The organism is Acinetobacter sp. G18, from assembly GCF_052660225.1.
Genome location: NZ_CP109658.1, coordinates 1893952 through 1919637, shown reverse-complemented (window position 1 = coordinate 1919637; position 25686 = coordinate 1893952). Strand labels below are relative to the sequence as shown.

At 36.9% G+C, this 25686-nt stretch carries 22 protein-coding genes; 15 read left to right on the top strand and 7 right to left on the bottom strand.

Features of this window, described 5'->3' with window-relative positions; all coding sequences use genetic code 11:
* The first annotated feature begins 192 nt into the window (after positions 1–192).
* The 8 genes from pqqA to NE363_RS09120 all read left to right on the top strand — a co-directional run bounded on the left by pqqA (position 193) and on the right by NE363_RS09120 (position 5756).
* Positions 193–267: a pyrroloquinoline quinone precursor peptide PqqA gene (gene pqqA, locus NE363_RS09155; protein ID WP_001982218.1), complete on the top strand. Its 75-nt coding sequence runs from the start codon at positions 193–195 to the stop codon at positions 265–267.
* Between the two features lie 75 nt (positions 268–342).
* The gene (pqqB, locus tag NE363_RS09150) at positions 343–1254 is read left to right on the top strand and encodes a pyrroloquinoline quinone biosynthesis protein PqqB (RefSeq protein ID WP_445536334.1); all 912 of its coding nucleotides are present in this window, start codon (positions 343–345) and stop codon (positions 1252–1254) included.
* An 8-nt stretch (positions 1255–1262) separates the two neighbouring features.
* Entirely contained in the window at positions 1263–2021 is a 759-nt protein-coding gene (gene pqqC, locus NE363_RS09145; RefSeq protein ID WP_000195110.1) for a pyrroloquinoline-quinone synthase PqqC, read from the top strand.
* The gene (gene pqqD / locus NE363_RS09140; protein ID WP_039253697.1) at positions 2018–2302 is read left to right on the top strand and encodes a pyrroloquinoline quinone biosynthesis peptide chaperone PqqD; all 285 of its coding nucleotides are present in this window, start codon (positions 2018–2020) and stop codon (positions 2300–2302) included. Before pqqC ends, pqqD begins: the two co-directional genes overlap by 4 nt.
* Positions 2299–3453: a pyrroloquinoline quinone biosynthesis protein PqqE gene (pqqE, locus tag NE363_RS09135; RefSeq protein WP_445536333.1), complete on the top strand. Its 1155-nt coding sequence runs from the start codon at positions 2299–2301 to the stop codon at positions 3451–3453. The genes pqqD and pqqE overlap by 4 nt, the downstream gene beginning before the upstream one ends.
* Before the next feature lie 16 nt (positions 3454–3469).
* Positions 3470–4522, top strand: coding sequence for a dipeptidase (locus tag NE363_RS09130; RefSeq protein ID WP_445536332.1), 1053 nt, complete (start codon positions 3470–3472; stop codon positions 4520–4522).
* Between the two features lie 576 nt (positions 4523–5098).
* Positions 5099–5275: a hypothetical protein gene (locus tag NE363_RS09125; RefSeq protein WP_151821048.1), complete on the top strand. Its 177-nt coding sequence runs from the start codon at positions 5099–5101 to the stop codon at positions 5273–5275.
* Between the two features lie 244 nt (positions 5276–5519).
* Entirely contained in the window at positions 5520–5756 is a 237-nt protein-coding gene (locus NE363_RS09120; RefSeq protein ID WP_019459145.1) for a hypothetical protein, read from the top strand.
* Between the two features lie 72 nt (positions 5757–5828).
* On the opposite strand, the gene NE363_RS09115 is transcribed toward NE363_RS09120, so the two are convergent.
* Together NE363_RS09115 and NE363_RS09110 are read right to left on the bottom strand one after the other, a co-directional pair.
* Positions 5829–8936, bottom strand: coding sequence for an AdeB/AdeJ family multidrug efflux RND transporter permease subunit (locus tag NE363_RS09115; RefSeq protein ID WP_445536331.1), 3108 nt, complete (start codon positions 8934–8936; stop codon positions 5829–5831).
* Positions 8933–10099: an efflux RND transporter periplasmic adaptor subunit gene (locus tag NE363_RS09110; protein WP_445536330.1), complete on the bottom strand. Its 1167-nt coding sequence runs from the start codon at positions 10097–10099 to the stop codon at positions 8933–8935. The genes NE363_RS09115 and NE363_RS09110 overlap by 4 nt, the downstream gene beginning before the upstream one ends.
* A 143-nt stretch (positions 10100–10242) precedes the next feature.
* On the opposite strand from NE363_RS09110, the gene adeR reads away from it, so the two are divergent.
* The 3 genes from adeR to NE363_RS09095 all read left to right on the top strand — a co-directional run bounded on the left by adeR (position 10243) and on the right by NE363_RS09095 (position 12730).
* Positions 10243–10974, top strand: coding sequence for an efflux system response regulator transcription factor AdeR (gene adeR, locus NE363_RS09105; protein WP_086496781.1), 732 nt, complete (start codon positions 10243–10245; stop codon positions 10972–10974).
* The gene (adeS, locus tag NE363_RS09100; RefSeq protein WP_191001644.1) at positions 10964–12031 is read left to right on the top strand and encodes a two-component sensor histidine kinase AdeS; all 1068 of its coding nucleotides are present in this window, start codon (positions 10964–10966) and stop codon (positions 12029–12031) included. The genes adeR and adeS overlap by 11 nt, the downstream gene beginning before the upstream one ends.
* A 111-nt stretch (positions 12032–12142) precedes the next feature.
* Positions 12143–12730, top strand: coding sequence for a uracil-DNA glycosylase family protein (locus tag NE363_RS09095; protein WP_445536329.1), 588 nt, complete (start codon positions 12143–12145; stop codon positions 12728–12730).
* Between the two features lie 10 nt (positions 12731–12740).
* On the opposite strand, the gene NE363_RS09090 is transcribed toward NE363_RS09095, so the two are convergent.
* On the bottom strand, positions 12741–14306 hold the full coding sequence (locus NE363_RS09090; protein ID WP_100192906.1) for a phospholipase D family protein: 1566 nt from the start codon (positions 14304–14306) through the stop codon (positions 12741–12743).
* Between the two features lie 413 nt (positions 14307–14719).
* On the opposite strand from NE363_RS09090, the gene panB reads away from it, so the two are divergent.
* Both panB and NE363_RS09080 read left to right on the top strand, forming a co-directional pair.
* Complete coding sequence (panB, locus tag NE363_RS09085) at positions 14720–15511, top strand: 3-methyl-2-oxobutanoate hydroxymethyltransferase (RefSeq protein ID WP_445536328.1); 792 nt, start codon at positions 14720–14722, stop codon at positions 15509–15511.
* A 307-nt stretch (positions 15512–15818) separates the two neighbouring features.
* Entirely contained in the window at positions 15819–16286 is a 468-nt protein-coding gene (locus tag NE363_RS09080; RefSeq protein WP_004701645.1) for a hypothetical protein, read from the top strand.
* 113 nt (positions 16287–16399) lie between these two features.
* On the opposite strand, the gene NE363_RS09075 is transcribed toward NE363_RS09080, so the two are convergent.
* Positions 16400–17557: a catalase family protein gene (locus NE363_RS09075; RefSeq protein WP_445536327.1), complete on the bottom strand. Its 1158-nt coding sequence runs from the start codon at positions 17555–17557 to the stop codon at positions 16400–16402.
* Between the two features lie 183 nt (positions 17558–17740).
* Between NE363_RS09075 and NE363_RS09070 the strand changes: the two genes are divergently transcribed.
* Together NE363_RS09070 and NE363_RS09065 are read left to right on the top strand one after the other, a co-directional pair.
* Positions 17741–19612, top strand: coding sequence for a non-contractile tail sheath protein (locus NE363_RS09070; protein ID WP_445536326.1), 1872 nt, complete (start codon positions 17741–17743; stop codon positions 19610–19612).
* A gap of 227 nt (positions 19613–19839) precedes the next feature.
* Positions 19840–20949 carry an S-(hydroxymethyl)glutathione dehydrogenase/class III alcohol dehydrogenase gene (locus tag NE363_RS09065; protein ID WP_445536325.1) on the top strand — a complete coding sequence of 370 codons (1110 nt, stop codon included), beginning with the start codon at positions 19840–19842 and terminating at the stop codon, positions 20947–20949.
* Between the two features lie 58 nt (positions 20950–21007).
* Here NE363_RS09065 and NE363_RS09060 read toward each other — a convergent pair whose 3' ends face one another.
* The 3 genes from NE363_RS09060 to NE363_RS09050 all read right to left on the bottom strand — a co-directional run bounded on the left by NE363_RS09060 (position 21008) and on the right by NE363_RS09050 (position 25661).
* Positions 21008–21982 carry a DUF4882 family protein gene (locus tag NE363_RS09060; protein ID WP_445536324.1) on the bottom strand — a complete coding sequence of 325 codons (975 nt, stop codon included), beginning with the start codon at positions 21980–21982 and terminating at the stop codon, positions 21008–21010.
* Between the two features lie 110 nt (positions 21983–22092).
* Entirely contained in the window at positions 22093–23103 is a 1011-nt protein-coding gene (locus NE363_RS09055) for a fimbrial protein (protein ID WP_445536323.1), read from the bottom strand.
* Complete coding sequence (locus NE363_RS09050; RefSeq protein ID WP_445536322.1) at positions 23100–25661, bottom strand: fimbria/pilus outer membrane usher protein; 2562 nt, start codon at positions 25659–25661, stop codon at positions 23100–23102. The genes NE363_RS09055 and NE363_RS09050 overlap by 4 nt, the downstream gene beginning before the upstream one ends.
* Positions 25662–25686: the final 25 nt, after the last annotated feature.

Below are 25686 nucleotides of genomic sequence, written 5' to 3'. Positions count from 1 at the left end.
TGGCTTTTTTAATTGCCTTTGATTGATAAGGAGTTATTAAAATTTGGACAAAAAACACAATTATCGAACAATATCTTGTACCAACCTTATCTACAAACGTGACATTTTTAATTAGAATAAATTTTTAATTGCTTTATAAGATTTGATCAAGTGATTCATTTCACAACATTAATCCTGACTGGAGAAAAATTTATGCAATGGACAAAACCAGCTTTCACTGATTTACGTATTGGTTTTGAAGTAACAATGTACTTTGAAGCACGTTAATTATTTCTATTCAAATCTGTCATAAGCCCTAGTTTTGTTCTAGGGCTTATGTCTTTCTAATAAGATATTAATTTTATGTATATTTATATTTTAGGTTCAGCAGCTGGAGGCGGCTTCCCTCAGTGGAATTGTAATTGTCCTAATTGTCATGGTGTCCGTACAGGTACGATGAATGCCAAAGTGCGTACTCAATCTTCAATTGCGGTTTCAGAAAACGGCGTAGACTGGATTTTATTAAACGCATCACCAGATATCCGTCAGCAATTATTTGACTTTAAAGCAGCTCAACCTGCGCGTAAATTACGTGACACGGGCATTACCAACGTTATTTTAATGGATAGCCAGCTTGACCATACCACTGGACTTTTAACTCTACGTGAAGGCTGCCCAATGAAAGTGTGGTGTACTGAAATGGTCTATCAAGACCTGACCACAGGTTTTCCAGTCTTTAATATGTTGAAGCACTGGAATGGAGGTCTTCAATACAATGAAATTAATCCTAAACAAGCTTTTAGAATTGATGGTTTCGAAAATCTAGAATTTTTACCTTTAATTATTCAAAGCGCTGCACCACCATATTCACCACATCGCCATGACCCGCATGAAGGCGACAATATTGCTTTAATCATCAAAGATCATAAAACACAAAAACAGTTGTTTTATGCGCCAGGGCTTGGAAAGATTGACGATCAAATCATGCAGATTATGCAAAATTCAGATTGTGTCATGATTGACGGTACTCTCTGGACCGATGATGAAATGCAGCAAACGGGTGTAGGTAAAAAAACTGGCCGTGAAATGGGGCATTTATACATTAGTGGTGAAGGTGGTTCGTTGTCTTATTTGAACCAACTCAATACACCCCAAAAAGTGCTGATTCATATTAACAATACCAATCCAATTTTAAATGAAGACTCCGCTCAGTTTGCCGAACTAAAGGCAAATGGTGTAGAGGTTGCCTATGATGGCATGCAGATCGAACTCTAAGGTGCGCTATGACACAAACACCTGAAGCTTTAACAACCGAACAATTTAAACAGGCTATTATTGATAAAGGTCAGTATTATCATATCTATCATCCATTTCATGTAATGATGTATGAAGGTAAAGCGACTCAGCAACAAATTCAGGCTTGGGTTGCAAACCGTTATTATTATCAAATCAACATTCCACTCAAAGATGCCGCGATTATGGCAAATTGTCCAGACCAGCGCGTGCGTCAGGAATGGATTCAACGCATGATTGACCAAGATGGTGAATATCCTGACGGTGGTGGTCGAGAGGCATGGCTACGCTTGGCAGAAGCTGTTGGTTTGAGTCGTGAGCAAGTGATTTCCGAAGAATTGGTTTTGCCAGGTGTTCGCTTTGCTGTAGATGCCTATGTAAATTTTGCACGTCGTGCATCATGGCGTGAGGCAGCAAGCAGCTCTTTAACTGAATTATTTGCACCTCAAATTCATCAGTCTCGCCTTGAATCATGGCCACAACATTACCCTTGGATTGATGACAAGGGCTATGAATATTTCCGCTCTCGTTTAAGTCAAGCACGCCGTGATGTTGAACATGGTTTAACAATCACGCTTGATTCATTTACTACTCATGAACAACAACAAAGAATGCTAGAAATATTGCAGTTTAAACTGGATATTTTATGGAGCATTTTAGATGCCTTAACACTGGCATATGTACACAATGAAGCACCGTATCATAGCGTGACTCAAGAACGGGTATGGCACAAAGGACTATTTAAATGAATAAAGAGCAATTTGATGTAAATCTTGTGCCGACATGGCGACAAGGTTATCGTTTCCAATTTGAACCCGCTCAAAATGGTTTTGTGATTTTATATCCTGAAGGCATGATCAAGTTAAATGAAAGTGCAGGGGCTATTGGACAGTATATTGATGGGAAAAATAACGTTTCTGCCATTATTGCCCAACTCAAACAACAATTTGGCGATATAGCTGAAATTGACAACGATGTTATTGATTACATGTTAGTTGCCCAGCAACAGCACTGGATTGATTTTATATGACCAATGGTGTTGGTTTACCATTATGGCTACTAGCGGAGCTAACGTATCGTTGTCCGCTACAATGTCCATATTGTTCAAACCCTTTAGACTATGCACAGCACAAAAATGAATTGACCACACAAGAGTGGTTTGACGTTTTCGATCAAGCGCGTCAAATGGGTTCTGTGCAACTCGGGTTTTCAGGTGGTGAGCCTTTAGTACGTCAAGATCTAGAAGAGCTTGTAGCACATGCGCACCAACTTGGGTTTTATACCAACCTCATTACCTCTGGTATGGGCCTTACCGAACAGCGTATTTCCCATTTAAAGCAAGCTGGCCTAGACCATATTCAAATTAGCTTTCAAGCAAGTGACCCAGTTGTTAATGACGCTTTGGCAGGTTCAAAACATGCTTTTGAACAAAAGTATGAAATGTGTCGTCTGGTAAAAGAATATGATTATCCGATGGTTCTTAATTTTGTGATTCATCGACATAACATTGACCAGATTGATAAAATTATCGAGCTTTGCCTTGAACTTAATGCAGATACAGTCGAGTTAGCTATTTGTCAGTTTTATGGTTGGGCATTTTTAAACCGTCAAGGTTTATTACCAACACAAGAACAACTCATACGTGCAGAGCGTATTACCAATGAATATCGCGACCAGTTAAAAGCAAAAAATCATCCTTGCAAACTTATTTTTGTGGTGCCTGACTATTACGAAGAAAGACCAAAAGCCTGTATGAATGGCTGGGGCAAAATTTTCTTTACGGTAGCTCCAGATGGTATGGCTTTGCCTTGTCACGCCGCTAGACAGTTACCTATTTCTTTCCCAAATTTTCGTGAACAAAGCCTTTCCGATATTTGGTATAAATCTACAGGTTTTAACCACTTCCGTGGCGATGCATGGATGCCAGAAGGTTGCCGTAGTTGCCCAGATAAAGACCGTGACTTTGGCGGCTGTCGTTGCCAAGCTTATATGTTAACAGGCGATGCAAGCAATGCAGACCCTGTCTGTGGTAAATCGCCATATCATCAGCTGATTGAACAGGCACGTGCCGAGAGTGAACTCGATTCCTCTCTAGAAAAACTAGTGTTCCGTAATACTAAAAATTCAAAGCAATTTACGGTTCAGCAAAACATTCCTGTTCAAAATATTGCAGATGAATAGTGGTGAGAACGTAAATATGAACCATAGCTCAATTCCTGTTTTTGATGGTCATAATGATGTACTAACGCGCCTTTGGTTAAGCGATCATCGCAATCCTGCTCAAGCTTTTATTCAGGAACGTTTAGCAGGGCATCTCGATTTAAAACGCTGTCAAGAAGCGGGTTTTGTTGGCGGTATGTTTGCTATTTTCTTACCACCTTTTGCCTATGTTCAGCAGCACCATCCTAATAAGCTTTTTGACCAAACTTCATCTGACTTCACACAACAGCAAATTGAACAAATTTGTCTGGAACAACTCGATTTAGCAAAACAACTCGCCGAGTATTCTAATGACATTCAAATTTGCACAACTGTTCAGGATATTCAGCACTGCTTAGCAAAACAAAAGTTAGCCATTGTATTGCATATGGAAGGCGCCGAAGCACTACAACTTAATCCAGATTTACTCGATGTATTTTATGATGCAGGGCTTCGTAGCATCGGGCCGCTTTGGAATAGACCTAGTCGTTTTGGACATGGTTTAAATGCTAAGTTTCCACATTCACCAGATACGGGAGCCGGCCTTACACACGAGGGGAAAGCATTTATAAAGCGCTGTGTTGATAAAAAAATGGTGGTTGATGTTTCCCATATGAACGAAAAAGCTTTTTGGGATACCGCTAACATTCTTCAACAGCCCATTGTCGCGACTCATTCGAATGTCCATGCCTTATGTCCACAAGCCAGAAATCTGACAGATGACCAACTCAAAGCGATCAGAGACTCTAAAGGGATAGTTGGATTAAATTTTGATGTGGCTTTTTTACGTAAAGATGGACAGCGTGATGCAAACACATCCATTGATATCATTTTAAAACATCTAGAATATTTAATAGACGAAATAGGGATAGATCATGTTGGTTTTGGTTCCGACTTTGATGGGGCGCTTATTAGTCATGAAATTGGAGATGTAAGAGGACTACACCTACTCATCGAGAGAATGCAAAAAAGGCACTATTCGCATGAAATCATAGAAAAAATCTGTTTTTCTAACTGGTTGACTGTGCTTAATCGTATTTTAGATGAATAATCTATCGCTAAACTTATTGAAAATAGCGAATTATTTTACATTTTTTATTGGCCGAAATGACTAGAAAAAGTACAACTGGTTTAATTGTCAACCATTCGGTAAATTAACTAGAATCAATATTACTGAATGTAAGAACATTTGGTATTTCAGGTCTTTAGTGGTTTTCACTTGCGCCCATTTTTTCTTGAGAAGTAGAAATGGGCGTTTTTTATTGGTTATAAAAAATGAGAATTTCATCACAGAATTTACTAATTAACTGCAAATCATCTCTTTACTATCTTGACTAAAAGTTCAGCATTAAATACATTTAAGTTGTATTCAAAGATAAATAATATTGCTTCAAGCAATTAATAATACTGCTTAATCCTGAAATACAGTAGAAAGCCTATTCTTTTTTAGAATAGGCTTTTTGCTTTGTATGAAAATTTATTTTTGAAACTATTACACTCTTCAATTAACATAAAAATTAAATACCTTACAAAAGCGGTTCAAATCAAAGCCCTTAAATAACAAAGAATGTGCTATTAATTTAAGCTGATTTATAAAAAGTTTCTCCGTCGATTAAAGAGGTGTAAAATGTTAAAATCAATTTTAGTACTAGGAACAGGTATTGCAATTGGCATGTGCATGTACAAGAAAAAGCAGAAAAATAGTAAGAGCTTTAGCACAGGTAGTGACACTGACTCATTAATTAATAAAGATAATAACAAAGTTAAAGATGATAGTTCACTCGATAATGCGGTACAAGTTTAGAACTTCATAAGGGTTCATCAGTGAACCCTTCTAATATTTAAAATTAACTTTATCTAAAATAAAAATAAGACTAATAAGTTAATTTAAAAATAAATTTCATGTTATATAAAATTTTATTATTCATTTAATTATTTGAGACATATTTAATAAAACAAAAAGAACACTTTAAATGTTAAATTTTACACATTGTAGCAAAACAAACTCTATTATTTTTTATGTTAAGAATAAGAAAATGGAGACTAAAATGTCTAAACGTCATATTTTAAAAGAAGTTAATGCGAAAAGTATGTGCGGTATGGAAATTGTAGTAGAACAAATTTTCGAAAATACATTTGAAAAAAATTTGGCTTCAAGTGAAATACAACAAAACTGGTTACCTCTTTCTAAGATTGTGATTTCAGACAAAGTCATCAATTTAGATCAAGACAATACCTTTGCTCATCCTAGAACAGGTAAAGTCTTTAAGGTGTTAAACTCTTAAATAATTTGGCTTTAGATGAATATAAAAGAAATGATTGAGGCGAAACACTTAACTGTCTCGCCTCAATGAGTTTTATGAGTTAGTTTTCTTCTTTAAAAATAGTTTTTCTGCTGCTCCCAACACAAAAATAAAGAAGACCGGTACGAAAAATATAGCCAGAATTGTCGCAGAAATCATACCTCCAAACACGCCAGTCCCTAACGCATGCTGGGTTTCAGAACTTGCACCACTTGCAATTACCAGCGGAATCACACCAAAAGTAAAGGCAAGAGAAGTCATTAAAATTGGACGTAAACGTAACTTCGCTGCCGCAACCGCCGCTTCAATTAAGCTCATACCTTCTTCTTTAAGCATTTTTGCAAACTCAACAATTAAAATCGCATTTTTGGCAGACAAACCAATAATAGTAATCAGACCAATTTTGAAGAAAATATCATTTGGCATTCCTCTTAACATAATAGCCAAAATAGCTCCAAAAATACCTAAAGGAACAACTAACATAACTGAAAGTGGAATTGACCAACTTTCATAAAGTGCAGCTAACACTAAGAATACGACCAACATCGATAAAGCAATGAGAAATGCCATTTGCGATTCAGACTGTTTTTCCTGCAAAGAAATACCTGTCCATTCATAGCCAATTCCTTGAGGAAGTTTGGCAATCAATTTTTCCATTTCTCGCATTGCATCGCCTGAAGAAACTCCAATATTAGGAACCCCAGCAATACTTAATGAAGGACGGCCATTATAGCGATTATATTGCTGCGGCAACTTGTTCCACTGTGGAGTGACCACCTCAGATAAAGACACCAGTTGTCCATTTGCCCCAGCAACTTTCAAGCTCAAAATATCTTTTAAATGCATGCGTGATTGTGGATTGGCTTGAACAATCACTTGTTGCATACGACCCTGATTTGGGAAGTCATTGATATACATTGACCCCATAGAAGTTGAAATAATATCTGAAACAGAAGCAAAGCTTACGCCTAAGGTATTTAATTTCTCACGGTCTATTTTCAAGCTAATATTGTCGCCTTGTGGCAGACCTTCAGGGTAAACCATATAAAACTTTTTGTTTTGAGCCGCCATTTCCATGAGTTTTGTTTGTGCTGCGATTAAAGCTGGCATTCCTAAATTTGCTTTATCTTGTAAGCGCAAACTAAAACCTGAAGAGGTACCTAATTCATCAATGGCTGGAGGAAGTACTGACATCGTTGTACCTTCCTTACTTTTCGCCATTTCTGCATTAACGAAATTGGTATAGTCGGTTGTAGATTTATTACGTTCACCAAAATCTTTTAAGGTTGTAAATGCGAGCGCGACGTTTTGACCTGCACCACTAAATCCCCAACCCATAATTGAAATATTGCTTGTTACATCAGACTGTTCATTTAAATGATCTTCAAATTCTTCAACAATTTTTTGAGTGCGTTCAGCAGTTGCATCTGAAGGCAATTGGAACGAAGTTAAAAACCAGCCCTGATCTTCTTCAGGCATAAAAGCGGTTGGCCAATATCTCATACCAGCAAAAGTCAAACCTGTAATCACCACAAAAATGATGAGAGTCGGAATTGTATGCTTAACAACTTTTAGCAGGATAACTTCATACTTTTTTGTGACCTTATCAAAGCTTCGATCAAACCATGCGAAAAAACCTTTCTTTTGATGATGAGCATCAATTGGTTTTAGCAACGTTGCACAAAGTGCGGGAGTGAGGGTTAAAGCTAAAAATGCCGAGAATAAAATTGAAACCGACATGGTAATCGTAAACTGACGATAGATAATGCCGACCGAACCACTTGCCAAAGCCATAGGTAGAAATACAGCCGCCAACACTAAGGTAATACCAATAATCGGGCTGGTAATCTCTGTCATGGCCTTAGAGGTCGCTTCTTTGGGCGATAAGCCTTCCGTTGCCATAATCCGTTCAACATTCTCCACCACCACAATTGCGTCATCGACAATAATCCCGATTGCAAGCACCATACCGAACATGGTCAACACATTAATTGAGTAACCTGTCAAAAGCATGATGGTAAAGGTGCCGAGCAGGGCAATTGGCGCTACAATCGCAGGGATTAAGGTGTAGCGAACATTATGAAGAAATACATACATCACAATAAAAACCAGCACCATGGCTTCAAGTAATGTATGAACTACTTTTTCTATCGAGATTTTAACAAAAGGCGCAGTATCATAAGGAATACTGAATTGCATACCTTCAGGCAGGTTTGGTTTTAATTCATCAAGTTTCTGTTTTACTGCATCAGCTGTTTTTACTGCATTTGCACCAGGACTAAGCTGAATTGCCGCAGCCGTCGCAGGTTTACCATTTTCTAAAATTGCAAAGTTATATGATTGTGCGCCCATTTCTACATCGGCTACATCCGATAACTTAATATGGGCTCCGCTAATATTGCTCTTTAAACTAATGTTTTTAAACTGTTCAACTGTTTCGAGTTGACCTTGGGCAGATAACGGCACTGTTATTAGCTGCCCGTTGACTAAAGGGCGGTCACCAAGCCGACCCGGTGCAATATCAATGTTATTGCTGCGAATCGCATTGTTTACATCACTAATTGAGAGTCCATAAGAAACCAATTTGTTTGGATCCACCCAAATCCGCATTGCTTTTTCAGCACCAAAAGACTGAATTTTTCCGACACCCTCAACACGTTTAAGCTCTTCGACCACATTACGGACTAAATAATCACTTAAATCGACTTCTGAATAACGATGGTTAGGTGAGTTTAAACCGACTAGCATTAAAAAGCCCGAGGATGATGCTTCGACTGCTAAACCTTGTTGACGAACAACTTGCGGTAAGCGGGCTTCAACCGCTTTAATCTTATTCTGTACGTCAACTTGAGCCATGTCGACATCAGTACCCGGTTTAAACGTCGCAGTAATTTCAGCAGTCCCTGACGAATCAGTTGTAGCGCTATAGTAGAGTAAATTTTTTACTCCAGACATTTCCCGTTCAATGAGCGTAATAACACTATCATTAATTGTTTTAGGAGTAGCGCCAGGATAGCTTGCCGTAATATTCACCTGAGGAGGTGCAACACTTGGAAAGCGTGCAATAGGCAACTTTGGAATACTCAGTACACCAAATAAAATAATAAAAATTGCAATTACCCATGCAAAAACAGGACGGCGAATAAAGAATTGAGACATCATTTAGCATCTCCTTGCTTCACCGTATTTGCTGCCGAAGCGGCTTTCCATGCTGAAATCGCTAGCTTTTGGTTGGGCTGAATACGCTCAATCCCTTCAACGACAACTTTATCTCCAGCATTTAGACCTTTATTGATGAGATAAAATTGTTGATATTGTTGGCCTAGCTCTACAGGGCGTACATCTGCACTACCTTTGGCATTTACAACATAAACTTGTGGGTCGCCATTCATATTGCGCTGAATAGCTTGTTCTGGAACAAGTAAAGCCTGAGGAACAGAGGCGCGTTCAATGTTGACGCGAACATACATGCCCGGTAATAATTTTCGTTCAGGATTAGACACTTCAATACGGATAGTGACATCACCTGTTTCAGGGTCGACATTAATATCTTCAAAAAGCATTTTTGCCGATACGTTATAAGGCTGTCCCAAACTATTTAAGATTTGTACACCTTTTTGATTGTTGGCAGATAACTCGCCACTTTGTAAAGCTTCCTTTAAGCGCTCATATTCACCAATAGATTGTTTTACATCGACATAAACACGGTCAATTTGTTGAATGGTAGCCATTGTATTGCTATCAGCTTGGCTGACTAGAGCACCTTCGGTCACAAACGATTTACCAATACGGCCTGAAATTGGTGCTCGTACTGTGGCGTACTGTAAATTAAGATTTTGACGAGCCAGCAAAGCTTTCATTTGGGCAACATCTGCAATCGCTTGTCGATATTGCGACTCGGCATTACTTACTTCTTGCTTACTAATTGCGTTGCTTGGTAAGAGTTGTTGATAGCGTTCAAGTTGTACTTTTAAACGATTAACTTCTGCTTCTGCTTTATTTAGGCCAGCTCGATTACTATTTACATCAGCTTCAAAAATTTCCGAGTTTATTTTATATAAAGGTTGTCCAGCCTTGACTTCACTACCTTGGGTGAACAGAACTTTTTCAACAATACCGCCTACCTGAGGACGAATTTCGGCTGTACGGAAAGCCTGAACACGTGCAGGTAGATTTTCACTAAAGTTCACAGACTGTGGCTGAATTGTTAAAACGGTGACTTTAGCCTCTTGCGCTTGTGTTTGATCTGTCGCTTGTTCTTTACCACAGCCATGCAAAACAAGACTAATTGAGAATATGAATGGAACTAAAAAATGCTTCTGCACTTTTGTAACACCTAATGGACTTCTAGATGCTGACATTATTTTTGATGTGTGTGTAACCAAAATCGCTAATATGTGGAAAAAGTGTGGAGACTTAAGAAAAAATGTGCGTATCATAAATCAAATTTTTATCGCGTTTTATTGCTATGTTTGAGTCAACCTTTACGTTTAATTGTCAGGATAAGCTTATTCTTGTGGTAGAAGATGACTATGATATTGGCGATATAATTGAGCATTATTTAAAACGTGAAGGCATGCGTGTTGTACGTGCCATGAATGGTAAACAGGCCATTGAAATACATGCAACTCAACCTATTGATTTAGTCATACTTGATATAAAAATGCCCGAATTAAGTGGATGGGAAGTTCTAAATAAAATTCGGCAAAAAGCAGCCACACCTGTAATTATGTTGACTGCTTTAGATCAAGAAATTGATAAAGTCATGGCTCTAAGAATTGGGGCAGATGACTTTGTTGTAAAACCATTTAATCCCAATGAAGTGGTTGCACGCGTACAAGCAGTATTACGGCGCACCCAACAAAATCAGCAAATGTCTAACCGAAATCTGATTTATAAAAATATTGAAGTAAATACCGAAATACATACTGCCTATATATATTTAGATAACAAGCAACAAGCGCTTAATTTGACCCTAACTGAATATAAAATTTTGCTGTTGATGCTACCTCATCCACATAAAGTTTTTACCCGCTCGGAACTGATGAATCATTGCTTACCAGATCGGGATGCTCTTGAACGTACTGTTGATAGCCATGTCAGTAAGCTACGAAAGAAAATGGAAGAGCTGGGTTTAGAGAACATGCTTATTAATGTTCGTGGAGTAGGCTACCGTTTGGATAATCCGTATGAAAAATAAAACCGGCATTAGTAAACAACTGATTATTGCACTTAGCTTTACCAGTCTAATTGTTACGTTGAGTTCGCTCATATTAGGTTATGGTACTTATTATGTTGCGATCGAAGTCGGTCTTATTTCTCTTAAAAAATTAAAAGAAAGCGATGAATTTTTCCACTATTTAGACGGCATATGGCTGTTCGCCGTGCTTCTGTTTGGTACGGCATTTTCCATTATTTTGGGTATTAAACTTGCTCAACGTTTTATTGTTCCAATTAATCTACTAGCAGATGCAGCAAAAAAAATTAGTCAGGGTGATTTAACTGCACGTGTAGAAAGCTCTATGCATCATACTTCTGAAATTGCTGAACTCATGCATAATTTTAATGATATGGCACAAAAGCTTGAAACTTCTGTACAGAACGCTCATGTCTGGAATGCTGCGATTGCACATGAGCTAAGAACACCTGTCACCATTTTACAAGGACGGCTACAGGGTATTATCGATGGTGTTTTTAAACCAGATCCGGTTTTATTTAAAAATTTACTGAGTCAAGTTGAAGGCTTATCAAACCTTGTGGAAGACTTACGCACTCTAAGTCTTTTTGAAAACCAACAGCTCAGACTTAATATTGAAACGATAAATTTTAATGAGACTGCCTATAAAGTCGTGCATATGTTTCAAGAAAAACTACAGACTGCTCAACTTAAAGTAACTTTCAATATTCAGGCACCAGAAGTGAAGTGCGATCATAGACGAATTGAACAAGTTTTAATTGCTTTACTTGATAATGCCACGCGATATGCAAATCCGGGCAAGTTAAAAATTTCAACCCAATGTGATCAACAATATTGGGTTTTAGAAATAGAAGATGAAGGCCCAGGCATTTCAGCTGAGCATCATAAAGAATTATTTAATCCTTTTTTTCGGCTTGAGCAGTCAAGAAATAAAGAATTAGGTGGAACTGGTTTAGGGCTTTCGGTTGTACAAGCACTAGTGATTGCACATAAAGGAAGGGTAGATTACATCAACGAGAACTCACATAGCATTTTTAAAATCAGCATACCTCAACAATAGGATATGGAATAACTTAACGTTTTGATTAACAGAATTTGCATTTATTGACTCGTGATTAATCTGAAAATGCGTTAAGTTATTTATAAACTTTGAAGTAAATACTGATTTTTTATGATAATTGAGATAGAAACCCATCCACTACAACCATTTTTACCTGAAAATGCTCGTTTACTAATGCTAGGGAGTTTTCCACCACCTCGTAATAAATGGAAGATGGATTTTTATTATCCAAATTTTCAAAATGATATGTGGAGAATTTTTGGCTTAATTTTCTTCAAAGATAAAACCTATTTCTTAAGTGAAAGTCAAAAAACATTTAATGAAGAACGTATCCGAGAGTTTTTAACTGAAACAGGTATTGCTATTTTCGATACGGCTTATCAAATTAAACGGCTCAAGGGTAATGCTTCCGATAAATTTCTGGAAATTGTGATTCCAACGGACTTGGCTGCTTTACTTCAGCAAATTCCTTTATGCCAGACAATTATGACGACAGGCGATAAAGCCACTGATACCTTAATTTCAGTTTTACCTGAAAATACGGAAAAACCTTTAATTGGGACATCGACATCAACCTACTTTGCAGACCGCGATATTGATTTATATCGGTTACCATCTTCTTCTAGAGCATATCCTTTAGCACTTGAGAAAAAAGCAGAGGCCTATCAACAATTCTTTAATAAAATCGGATTCTTGTAATATTGAAAAATTACATCATCCATTCAATAGGCAGGTAAGAAACAGCTTTAATCATTGTTCGTTGAAAGCGGCTAGTTCCCGGGTCTTTATTATATTCAATCACTTGCCCATTCGACTGGTAATCGAGCCAGACAATTTGTCCTTCGCTATTTAATTTCAGTTGATAGGCCACTTGAGTTAAGTGTTGATCTAACATAACGGAAATTTGGGTTTGTAATTGATTAGACTCAATCACTAAGCCAACTTCGGTATTTAAATAGGTAGAGCGGGGGTCAAAGTTAAAAGAACCAATAAATACTTTGCCGTCTACATCAAAAAATTTAGCATGCAAACTGGATTTATTTTTACCTTTTGCTGGTATAACGCTACCCGTTACGATTTCGTACCAAGTTCTACGCCGCCGTTCTAGCACAGGTTTAAACTCATAAAGCTCAACACCATTTTTAAGCATTTCTACGCGGTATTGACTATAAAAAGCATGTACGATCGCAACATCATTTGCGGCAAAAGAGTTGGTTAACGCGCGAACTTTAATTCCTTCAACTCGTAGTTGTTTTAAGTAATATGTACCTTGTTGGGTTGGTACAAAATAAGCCGAAGCTAATTCTAAATGCTGCTTAGGTTTACCCATAATAGACATGACTTGTCCATATAGCATTTCATGTTCAGTTGCTGTTCCTAAAATCTTCTTGGGTGAGTCTGCCACAAAGTGTGCTTTAGACCACTGAATAGGATTATGCTCTAAAAGCTCTTTTAAATAACTCTGGGCATCATAAAGCTTATCTTCTGTGAGGCTTTGGCCTTCATGATGTAATTGTTCATAATGCTCTCTTAGAGCTTTTAAATGATGCTCAGCACAAGTTCCAATAATATCAGTTGCATTTACACTTAAGGTACTTTCCCAAAAATCAGTAAATACAGCTTGGGCATGTCTTACGGCATCTCCATAGAACAAAATATCCATATCAGTAAATTGAAACTTACTGCTTGCTTCAAAGTATTCACTACTAATATTTCTACCGCCTGTTACTGCAATCGTGGCATCCGCAATAATAAGTTTATTATGCATGCGGTGATTCACTTTTTTGAAGCGAAAAATATAATCAAATATTCTTAAGTATCTAAATTTATAAGGATTAAAGAGTCTGATTTCAAAGTTGGAGTGCTGTAAAAGACTTCTTAATATGCCATCAAGCTTTATACCGTTTTGATCATCAATTAACAGTCGAACTTTTATTCCTCGATCTGCCGCTTTGAGTAACTCATGCAGAATCAGGTTACCTACAAAATCATTAGTCCAAATATAATATTGTAGATCTATACTTTCCTTGGCATTTCTAATGACATATATACGTGAGGCGATACTCATAAATGCATCATCGAGGGCTACAAAGGCGGTAAGACCCTGACGCGTTTTTTCTTCTGCTGCATCATCATTCAACCAACTATTTGTCTTTATCACTATATCTTTCTCATTAGGATCGTATCTGTCTGTATAAGAAGGTAAATCAGTAAAACCCCAAGCACTTAAGGCCATAGTACTATATTGCTCGTACATCTGATGAAATTTAGTCATATATTTTGGTTAACATTACCAATTTGACTATTTTTTGCATATTTTTATGAAACTAAAAAGAAAGTGAAAAAAATAGAAGTGAAGCTTATCTTTTACGATGTTAAAAATATATCTATATAATTAATATATATAATTTTTTTAATTAAATCTCTTTAAATATTCAAGTTGAATTTAATAGTTGTAAAATAAAAAATTTAAAATAAAAGGGTGCATAATCCTTTGATAATAATTCATAAATTAAGAAAAAATCGTAATTATATTAATCAATATAATAAAGAAAAATAAATTAATTTTTATCTCATCTTTAGAAGATTTTTCTAATACTGTTATCTTATATATTATTTTTTGGTAAATTTTACCTTTCAAAAAAGACTAACCTTTAAATCCTTCTTTAAAGATTAGAATCATTAGCTATGAAAACGATAACTTTAACGACATTAAAAGCTATGAAAGAACAAAAACAAAAAATAGCTGTTCTGACTTGTTATGACTCTACCTTTGCTAAGGTCGCAAATAATGCAGGAGTAGACGTTTTGCTAGTTGGAGATACTTTAGGAATGGTATTACAGGGATATGACAGCACTTTACCTGTAACAACTGAACAAATGGTATATCACACTGCTTGTGTTAAAAGCGGAAATACTAACGCATTTATTATTTCTGATATGTCATTTATGACCTATGGAACGCTGGAAGATGCGCTAAAAAATGCTGGCCTTTTAATGCAAGCGGGAGCGCATATGGTAAAAATCGAAGGAGATTCATGGCTTGCTGAATCAATTCATAAATTAACTCAAAATGGCGTACCTGTATGTGCTCATATTGGATTAACACCTCAATCTGTAAATGTTTTGGGTGGATTTAAAGTTCAAGGTAAAACTGAAGACCAAGCAAAAAATTTAATTAATACAGCAAAGCATTTAGAAGAAGCTGGAGCAGCAATGCTGTTGATTGAATGTGTGCCTTCTGTTGTTGCAACACAAATCAGTCAATCAGTTTCTATACCAGTAATTGGAATTGGTGCTGGTGCCGATACAGATGCACAAGTATTGGTCTTACATGATATGTTGGGTTTAAACGATAAGCCTGCAAAATTTGTGAAAAATTTCATGAAAGGACAATCAAGTATTGAGTCTGCTATTAAAGAATATGTTAAAGCTGTAAAAGAAGGTTCTTTCCCAAGCGAAGCACATCAATATATTTAGAAAATTGATTTAAACATAAGGGAAGATAATCAAAAGTTAAAAATGATTATCTTCTTTTTTTAAAATTGATGTAGTTAAGTATTTTGAAAGCTGCTATTACCAACACTAAAAATTTATCGTTAAAAACCGAGACACACCACATCTTCAGTCCAAATACTGTGAATTATTTATCAATAGAATTTCACAACTAAACATTAATTACATTTAGATATTTAAGAATCACAAGAAAACACATGTTTTGTATCATACTTCTTTAAAAGGCTGAGTAAGCAACCGACTAAGAAGGAAGGTAAAAAGGAGATAGGACATGCCCCAATATTTGATGATTGCTGAAAAGGTTTATAAACGATTTAAAGATCAAGATCTTTTTTCAAATATTCCCACCGAACAACTAAACAACTTAATAGCAGTGATTCGTAAAGAAATTAAAGACACCAAGTTTAAGCTTAAATATAACTTCATTGATTTTGAAGAGTGTCTAACCAAACCACTAGATCAGTGCGCCGTTAAAATTGATATTAGTTTGATGCCTAGTTATAAAAATAAAGATGAGTATATTTTATGGCTAGCAGGATTCATTGAAAGAATCACTACTGGTGGAGAAACCAGACTTCCGTCTATTTCAAAGTTAATTCCCCCAGATTTTAAGTTTAATAGTGAGTTTGACCACTATAAAAATTCGTCAGAAACTGCACAGAAAAATGATGATGGTGAACTGATCATTAAGTACTTTAAATCGGAAGATTTTAAAAAAATGGTAAAAGAAAGAAAATAATTTAAAGAATATAGAAGTGTTTCCACCACACTTCTATATATCGCTGTTAAAATTCAGCAACCGCCTTCTGGGGCGGTTTTTTATTCAAAATTTCATTAAGCCGAGTTAATTTATCACGGTTCATGACGTGGAGCAGAATTCATCTCATGTCTAGTTCTACTTATATCTTCGTAAATAATTTTACGCATTCTATTTATTCCGCCTAAAGGCTTATGCTCAGGTAAAGCATGCCACGGCGTAAAAGAGAGATTTTCACAAAATTGATTTTGCTCAGGTGTATCAAAGCTCTGTTTTGGTATATGAAGAGTCGCAACTTGGTAAAAAGGTGCTTCCGTTTCTTTCCACTCAGTCATTGCATCTTCAACTTGCATTTTATTTGAAGTTCTTGGCTGTATTAAAAATTCCATACAAATATCTTGCTTCTGCAAAGTATCTTTTAAAGCTTCTCTTAAAAAATTATGGCTTGGATGATCAGGGAAAGCTGGGGACACCGCCGAGCAATTTCTTACTGAATATTTAACAGCTTGACGGTCATTACCTAATCCTAATTGATAGGGCACCATAGACCAATAACGTGCATAGAGTGGATTGGAAATTTTAGAATTACGAGCTCCTAAAGCATTGATTGTTCCTTTAAAACCTAGGGCAAAAGGAATGTGGAGTTTATTAAAGAAACCCTTATTGTTCACATCATGAATAAATGAAAGATATCTTTGACCGTCATTTACAAAAAAGACTGGATGATTGATCATGATAAAATCTTGAGTTGTCGCTTCCTTTTCACTCTCTAAAATTTTGTCACCCGGTACACCTAAGACTTTTATAGCCATGCCGCGGGCATCTTTTTCAATATCTGCTTGAGAAGCATCGTTAGATGCATTGGAAAAGCGAATCCATGCCTCATAGCTTTTATCGGGAACAAATACACCTTTTGCAAGTTGAGTTGGAATATTTTTAAGTACATGAAACTCGGCACGAACACAGCCATGTGCTTTCGGATGTGCATCTCTTAAGGCTTTGCCGGGTGAGTATTCTTTTCGAATAGATTCTTCAATAACTGTGGATATTTGCTGAGCCACTAACTTTTCATTTGGTTGCAGCTTTTCACCCAAGTATGTATCTGGCTCAGGATAAGATTTCGCAATACTTGAAGAAATAACTGTGGGCTTATTATTTTTATGAAATGCTGTATCAGTGCAACCATTTAATAATAAAGCTGGAGTCAAAAGTAACACTATTCTAAAGTGTCTTAACCGAGAAGGATTTGGCATTCATTGTTCCTTATTGCAAAGTCCACTTTAGAATTAAAATAATGTGTTAGGTTCATATTATTTTAATAATCATAATAATTATCTACTCTTCGTAGATTAAACTCAATTGTTACTTATCCTAACAATATAAATAAAATAATTATTTAATATAAGACTTCTTAAAGCCATTAAGAGCATTATGACATGATAAATAACTCACAAAATTTACAAAATAATTCTACGGTTTCTCCTCAACCCATTACTCAAAATATACTTATTGATAGGTTCAGTCCAAGCTATTGGACAATAGATGGCCCACAAAGTATGTCTTTTGCTATTACCAATTATGGCAATGGTTTTGAGGCAACTTTCCGCTCACGTATGACTACAGACTTAGCAGGTATTAGTTGGAACTCGTATGACACTAAAGATCATAAACTTTTAGCTTATGAAACCAAGTATAGCTATTCAGGTGTGATATGGGACTTTGACATTGAACTGTCATCCTCTATGCCTGTTTTAAATAATGAGTCATTAACCCCAACTCTAACTGTTTACTATAACGACAATGGGGTAGATAAAATCGCGTATATTGTTTTGTTCAACTACGCGAATAATCCATCTTCAAGATCTGCTCATATTCATATTAATTGGGATACAGTTAAAGCAGGTTTCTCAGCTACAGACAGCTTTCCAGTTACCAATATTCAGCGAATTTCATTTTCAGCGTTTACGAGTAGCTATAACGCCCACTCATCTTTGCCCTTGAGTCAGTCAGAAGATGGTTATATTCGTATTACTAATTCAGTCGTTACTGGTACAAATGCACAGTTAAATCTAAGCCGAGTGATCGTACCTCAGCATAATTATGGCTTATGTACCAGTTATGACGACCATTACGATCTAAATCCACAGCGAATAGTAAATAACATGGCTGCTTTGGGATACCACGGTTTTATTAATCACTACTGTGGTATGTCACATTATCCTGAAATGATCTGGAGAAGTGATATTAATAGATTCCAGATTCCAGACACACTCGTTACAGGCCAAGATGTCGTTAACCCATGTACCCGTAAATGGCATGAGAAATATGCTCAAGCTCTGCATAATGCAAATATGCAGCCCGTTTTTGGGGTAAGTTTTGAGATGTACTCGTTAGGAGCAAATGAGTTTTGGGCACAGCGCGACTGGAATAGTAATTTGGGTAAAACAGGCTACCAGCCACCAAGTTATTTCTTTAGTTTATGTGATCAAAATGCTTTGGCATACTTACATAAAGTTTTTATTGAGTTTGCAGATACCTTGGTGACGGGCGGGTGTGATGTCAACATGCAAATTGGTGAGCCTTGGTGGTGGTACAACACGGATACGAACTTACCATGTGTCTATGACTATCCAACCAAGTTAGCTTTTAATGCAGATACAGGTTTATATGCGCCAGACTTGGGAACAATTTATGATGCAATGAATAAGACTGGAACGCCTTACGATGAGTTTAAGTCATGGTTACGAAATAAATTAGGACAAACATGCCAAGATATTCGAACAGCGATTAAAGCAAAATATTCAAATGCTCAAGTGTGTCCATTAATCTTTTTCCCATCTATTCGTTCTCCAATACAAACCTTAGCAACTTATATCAACTACCCAAGCGAACACTATTCTTATCCAAATTTTGATTACATCATGACGGAAGCCTATGATTGGCTTTTAGAAGCGAAACTAGATTTAGCTCATCAGGCTGTTTCACAAATACCCACTCAAGATTTAGGCTACCCTGTAAATAAAGTGGCTTATTTATCGGGATTTGTACCAGATGCATCTATTGCTTATATCTACGGGTTCGATAAAAACAAACCATATCGTACACCGATCTGGCAAAGGATTTTTGGAGATATGCAAAACAACTTATCGCTTGGTCTGATGAAGCAGTTTATCTGGGCATATCCACAAGTGATGTTTGACTCGATTACAATTGATACTACTCAAGCTCCAAATGGCTTTTTTGTTGAAAATACGCTATATACACCTATTAGTGATAACACACCATATCCACCAGATATTTACCTATAAGTAAAGACAAGCTGTTTAATATATAAACAATTTAATCAAAAGCCTCTTAACATAAGAGGCTTCTTGTTTTTGAAAAACGTGCTTGCCTAGACGTACTTGACTGGCTATGCTGTGATGGATTGTCATGAAAGCCAATTTAATTTAAGCAAAATTAAGCTCTTGTATTACCAATATATAATCTATTTTGCTCGACTATAAATACCGAATGATTTAAAGGAAACCCAAAGATGAAATCTCGTGCAGCTGTCGCCTTTGCCCCAGGAAAACCTTTAGAAATTGTTGAAGTTGATGTTGCACCACCTCAAGCAGGTGAAGTTCTCATAAAAATTACTCATACAGGCGTATGTCATACCGATGCTTTTACACTATCTGGTGATGATCCTGAGGGTGTTTTCCCTGCGATTTTAGGTCATGAAGGCGCAGGTGTCGTAGTTGAAGTGGGTGAGGGCGTAACAAGCGTTCAGCCGGGTGATCATGTTATTCCTCTTTATACTGCAGAATGTAAAGAATGCTTATTCTGTAAATCTGGAAAAACAAATCTATGTGTTGCCGTACGTGCTACACAAGGTAAAGGTGTAATGCCAGATGGAACTACACGTTTTTCATATAATGGTGAGCCGATTTACCACTACATGGGTTGTTCAACTTTTAGTGAATATACGGTAGTTGCTGAAGTATCTTTAGCTAAGATCAATCCTGAGGCGAATCACGAGCAAGTTTGTTTACTTGGATGCGGCGTGACGACTGGTATTGGCGCCGTGCATAACACAGCTAAAGTACAAGAAGGTGACTCGGTTGCGGTATTTGGCTTAGGTGGTATTGGCCTAGCTGTTGTACAAGGTGCACGTCAAGCAAAAGCAGGACGTATTATTGTAATTGACACAAACCCAGATAAATTTGAACTTGCTAAACAGTTTGGTGCTACAGATTTCTTAAACCCAAAAGATTATGATCAACCTATTCAGCAAGTGATTGTAGAAATGACAGGCTGGGGTGTAGATCATTCATTTGAATGTATTGGTAACGTAAACGTTATGCGCTCGGCTCTAGAGTGCGCACATCGTGGTTGGGGACAATCCGTTATTATTGGTGTTGCTGGTGCAGGTCAAAAAATTTCGACACGCCCATTCCAGTTAGTGACAGGCCGTAAATGGTTAGGTACTGCTTTTGGTGGTGTGAAAGGTCGTACACAACTCCCTAAAATGGTCGAAGATGCGATGAAAGGCGAAATTCAACTTGAACCTTTTGTGACTCATACTATGCCTCTACAAGAAATTAACGAAGCTTTTGATTTAATGCATGAAGGTAAATCAATTCGTACTGTCATTCACTTTTAAATGAAATAAAAAAAGGGCTGTGATTCAGCCCTTTTTTTACGCTTCATAGTTTTATATTTCAAATAGCATTACCGCACATGTCAGTTGTGCCTTGAGGATAGCTAAACTGTAGAGCATTACGGTCAGTAATGAGTTCATTAGATAATTCTTGTCCAAATAATTGATTAGAATATATTCCTATACTACTTGAGACAGAAAAACGTATATTCTCTAGTGGAGCAGGTAAAGTAGATTGATACCCCTGATCAACACCATTTACAATAAAGCCAACCTGCTTAGTGTTTTGATTAATATACATCCCTAATCTTTGGTATCCATTTGAATTATTTGTCATATTTTGACCTTTATAATATGGATTGTTAGGCCCACTATTATCACTAAGTCGATAAGCTACATAATATTTTAATCTAGCAGGATTCTCACCAAAATCTGGATCATACCCACCCATATCAAACCAATAGCCAGATCTAACTGTATAACCATTATTTGTTACCCCACTAAATCCAATGCTAGCGGAGTAATAAGTAGAATTTCCAAGTGATGAACTTCCAAGAGTTGATGTTGGAATTTTAAGTTCCATTTCAAATGCAACAATACCTGTGTGAGGTATCGTTAAATCACCAATTTCATTAACCGAATTCAGACTGTCTACTTTACTTGTAGCTACATAATCTACGTAGCCATACTGACTTTCTGGCGTAGGTTCTACTTTAAAACCAAATTTTTGACCAGTTATCAATGGGAATATTTTCATAGGAAAATCAGGGTATTCTTTATTCCATACATCGAAATCTTCTTGAGTTGCATCAAAATTGTATTTGCAGACTGGGGCTGAAGAATTAAGGGAGGTAGTTTGAGCCAAAAGCATTTGAGGCGCTAATTTTTCATTCTTTGCTGTTGATGAAAAGTTTTTAGATGCTACTTTTTGACTGGATTCATTCTGCGATACGGTAGTCGTATTATCAGGAGATACCTCATACATAGCCCAACATAATGTCACTGCACCAACAGCAACTATACCGATTTTTTTCATAGATATTCCTATTGAGTTGAGTATTAAGTTCTTAGAAAGTATTAAGAAAAAAGTTATTATTAATATTTAAATACTTGATATTTTTTTAATTTATAAACTATTGAATATGATTAATCATATTCAATAGTTACAGTTGCCATAGCACGTACTTTACCAGGTGAAACATTCGTTGCTGTTTGGTAGTAGCGGGCAGTCATTGGTACGTTATATTGAAGTGTCTGGTTAGAAGACAAAGTACCTAAGGCTAATTTATCGCCTTTTTTAATGACTTGATTTTTATTTTGATAGTTCCAGAGTAATTGTACACCCACACCATTCGCTTTTTCAGAAGCTGCAGCTGTATTTGCCAATACCTGATTGTTTGTACCGTCTTGTGTAAAGTCGTAACTTAAACTAATGACGTTTTTCTCTTCATAACCCGTTGGGTTAATACCGCCATTACAAAGAATGTTCATATCAAAGGTTTGTTCACCTTGAGTAGAGCCAACACCTTTGAAGCCTGCTTTTGTAACTGTTGGGAGCTGTACAACTTTATTAATATTACCCTGGATTTCACACGAAGAAGACGCAATGGTAATCGCATTAGCATTAACAGTACTTGTTAAAAAAGGTTTATCAGGATAGCCACGGATATAATAACTACTATATCTGCCTGGTACTAAGGTTCCAGAGCCAGTTTGTGGAGCAATTTTAATGATTTCCACCACAAAATACCCAGATGCTAAATAGCGAGTACCTGAAATTCCACTACGCACATAAGGATAGTAACCCGAGAAATTCGCATTATTCTCCGCTTCACGATATAGACGAATACCAATGCCAGGAATATTAGTGGTATAGATGCTATTGCCTAAAGAGCTTAAAGGATAAGCTTGGGTTAATTCCGCAACTACTACATCTCGACTATCACAGTTATTCGCTTGTGTATCAGTACGACTAATAGGAAAAGTCGCTTTTCTTAATATTGCACCAATTGGATCACTAGGGCGAACTACAACACGTCCTACAGCCATAAGTACATCATTTGGTTGATAACCAGTTATGTAGCATGAAGCATTAGCCTCACCATAAATCCCAAGACCAGCAGTAAATAAAGCACCAGTTAATAATATTTTTTTCATTTGCAGACAGCCTCAGTCATTACTACACTTTGTTGCTTGTTTTGCAACTGATTACTAATGTTGTACTCAACAGAACAACGCTCATTACTTTCATCACCCCATTTTACATAGAGGTGATCTTGAGCTTGTGGGGTACGCAAGTAAATCATACTACCTTGTGCAACAATACCTACAGCTTCGTCTTTTTGGTTAAAGACTTGTGCAGCAAACGGTAGACTGTTGCCATCTACAGTTTTACTAGTAATATAAACTGCATAGCCTGTTTTGGTTGCAAAGTCGACTTTAGCAATTGCACCAGCAAAAGGAGCAATACGTTGACTTGTTTCTTCAAGTTCTACTTCACTCGACATTTCTTGTGGGTCAAGGGTAATGTCATTAAGGCGATAAGGCGTAACATAAGGAACTACAGCATAACCCTGTTTATTTACGCTTAAACCAACAGCATTGTTGACTTTTGCTCCAGCAGCTTCTGGTGCATGCACAAGTACCATCGTTTGACCTTGTTCAGGTCCAAATAAAATACCTTCTGAGTGTGCAACCACACTACCAGTTAAGCTAACCATTGCTTGTTGGTAAGAATCAGCCACACTATAAGATCCACCAACAGTTGTATAGTTAGTACGATAACGTCCATTTATGTTAAATGATGGATTTGAATAGTCCTGATGTGACATTGAAGCGCCGTAACTAAAGCGATCTCCCACCATGCCACTTGCACCAACAGTACGACTGTCTTCAGAAGCAGTAACGTTGACGTTAACCGAGTTCTTCTTGAAATCAATCGGGAATGACAACGTCATTAAGTATTCAGTATCGTGTGTCTGGCTAGTTGAGCCATATTCAATCTTACGGTTAATTGCAGATAAGCCATAAGTTAAGCCATGGAAGTTATTACTGTAACCAACCTGATATTGTTTAGTACTTTCACTGCGATTCCAATAGTCAACCCACGAACCCACTACATAAAAATTACCCCAACCTTCAGGTAAGCCTTGGTTTAAGGTAATTTGGAACTCACTACGTTGACGACCAGCAGAATAGGTATTAATACCTTTTTCTTCAAAATCACGAATCAGCAAGGCATCACGTAATTTATAGAAGTTTTCTGTTGAGTAACGATAAGCTGCTAGTGTTAAGTTTGTGTTAGTTGGAGTGATTAATTTACTATAGCTTAAACGGAAACTTTGACCAGATTGAGATGACTGTTTCTCAAAGTCAGCTTCAGAGTGGGTAACGTCAAATGCAATCGCACCAATTGGTGTAGCAAAAGCAGCACCTAATAAAACAGCCGCATAATTTTCTGTTGCTTGTATACCCGTATAGCCAGTTAGGTAATTATTAATACCTTGTTGATATTTACCCTGAACCACCCAAGGATCCAAATCAATATCAGAGTCGCGGAACTGACCTATAGTCAAAGAATAACGATTCATACCAGGACGTAACATCTGTACAACAGATGCATAAGGCACGGCAAATTTTTGTATTTCACCATTTGCTTCAATAACAGTGACTTCGATTTCACCACCAAAACCAGTAGGGTAAAGGTCATTAATTTCAAAGTTACCCGGTGCTACCGTTGTTTGATAAATCAGTTGACCTTGCTGACGAACTTCAACTTTCGCATTGGTTTTCGCATTACCACGAATACGTGGAGCATAACCCAACATACTATTTGGTAACATTCGATCATCACTTGAAAAATCGATACCACGGTAGCCATAAGAGTCAAAAATTTCGCCGTTGGTAAAGCTATCACCCAGTGTCAACACGCCGCGATATTTTGGGAACGCACGTTGTAAATAAGTACTAGTTTCGTCGTAGCTCGATTTAGACTGATTTTCGGCAGGAGTATCTTGCCATTGCCATTGACCATTATGACGTAATTGCCAGCCACCTAAATTTAGTCCAGCTGTAATCCCCATAAAGGCATTCGACGTTTCACTTGTATCATTAGAATTAGTAAACGTTTTATAAGCACTACCGTTATAAGATAAAAAGCCAGCATTAATACCACGATCCCATACACTTGGGTCGACATAACCTTGAGCATTTTTTTGTAATGCGACTTGAGGAATTGAGATATCTACACGTAATCGTGAGTTATCAAACTCATAAAATGCATTTTCTACCCAATCTTCTATTTTATAACAAGCATTATTTTCTTTTTGAAGTGGGGCATGTTTAGACAAAATTTCTTGTTTTACACCATATTCAAGAAGATTCATTCCTGTAAAGCAGGTCACAGCATTTTGTTGCGTCGAATCTATTGCTTTAAATACCATGCGACGTTTACCAAACCATTGACCATTTACATATACGTCAACGTTATATTCGCCTGGTAAAACAGGATTACCATATTTAAAACGAGAAATATCAACTTTTTTTGCATCGCCAATTAAAAAAGCAGAATCAAACTCAGCTTCGACAGGAGCATTCGCAGCTGTTTCTTCAGCATGTACGAATACAGGCATTGTCATTGTAACAACACCAGAAGCCAAGTAATAACAAATATGGCGTTTTAATAATTTATAAGATTCTTGCCGTTTTTTTGGCATAGCTAAGTCCGCCTACTCACATAAT

Excerpts from the sequence above, each read along its gene's own strand:
- pqqB (WP_445536334.1), top strand. The coding sequence starts at position 343 with ATGTATATTTATATTTTAGGTTCAGCAGCTGGAGGCGGCTTCCCTCAG.
- pqqC (WP_000195110.1), top strand. The coding sequence starts at position 1,263 with ATGACACAAACACCTGAAGCTTTAACAACCGAACAATTTAAACAGGCT.
- pqqD (WP_039253697.1), top strand. The coding sequence starts at position 2,018 with ATGAATAAAGAGCAATTTGATGTAAATCTTGTGCCGACATGGCGACAA.
- pqqE (WP_445536333.1), top strand. The coding sequence starts at position 2,299 with ATGACCAATGGTGTTGGTTTACCATTATGGCTACTAGCGGAGCTAACG.
- NE363_RS09130 (WP_445536332.1), top strand. The coding sequence starts at position 3,470 with ATGAACCATAGCTCAATTCCTGTTTTTGATGGTCATAATGATGTACTA.
- NE363_RS09125 (WP_151821048.1), top strand. The coding sequence starts at position 5,099 with ATGTTAAAATCAATTTTAGTACTAGGAACAGGTATTGCAATTGGCATG.
- NE363_RS09120 (WP_019459145.1), top strand. The coding sequence starts at position 5,520 with ATGTCTAAACGTCATATTTTAAAAGAAGTTAATGCGAAAAGTATGTGC.
- NE363_RS09115 (WP_445536331.1), bottom strand. The coding sequence starts at position 8,936 with ATGATGTCTCAATTCTTTATTCGCCGTCCTGTTTTTGCATGGGTAATT.
- adeR (WP_086496781.1), top strand. The coding sequence starts at position 10,243 with ATGTTTGAGTCAACCTTTACGTTTAATTGTCAGGATAAGCTTATTCTT.
- adeS (WP_191001644.1), top strand. The coding sequence starts at position 10,964 with ATGAAAAATAAAACCGGCATTAGTAAACAACTGATTATTGCACTTAGC.
- NE363_RS09095 (WP_445536329.1), top strand. The coding sequence starts at position 12,143 with ATGATAATTGAGATAGAAACCCATCCACTACAACCATTTTTACCTGAA.
- NE363_RS09090 (WP_100192906.1), bottom strand. The coding sequence starts at position 14,306 with ATGACTAAATTTCATCAGATGTACGAGCAATATAGTACTATGGCCTTA.
- panB (WP_445536328.1), top strand. The coding sequence starts at position 14,720 with ATGAAAACGATAACTTTAACGACATTAAAAGCTATGAAAGAACAAAAA.
- NE363_RS09080 (WP_004701645.1), top strand. The coding sequence starts at position 15,819 with ATGCCCCAATATTTGATGATTGCTGAAAAGGTTTATAAACGATTTAAA.
- NE363_RS09075 (WP_445536327.1), bottom strand. The coding sequence starts at position 17,557 with ATGCCAAATCCTTCTCGGTTAAGACACTTTAGAATAGTGTTACTTTTG.
- NE363_RS09070 (WP_445536326.1), top strand. The coding sequence starts at position 17,741 with ATGATAAATAACTCACAAAATTTACAAAATAATTCTACGGTTTCTCCT.
- NE363_RS09065 (WP_445536325.1), top strand. The coding sequence starts at position 19,840 with ATGAAATCTCGTGCAGCTGTCGCCTTTGCCCCAGGAAAACCTTTAGAA.
- NE363_RS09060 (WP_445536324.1), bottom strand. The coding sequence starts at position 21,982 with ATGAAAAAAATCGGTATAGTTGCTGTTGGTGCAGTGACATTATGTTGG.
- NE363_RS09055 (WP_445536323.1), bottom strand. The coding sequence starts at position 23,103 with ATGAAAAAAATATTATTAACTGGTGCTTTATTTACTGCTGGTCTTGGG.
- NE363_RS09050 (WP_445536322.1), bottom strand. The coding sequence starts at position 25,661 with ATGCCAAAAAAACGGCAAGAATCTTATAAATTATTAAAACGCCATATT.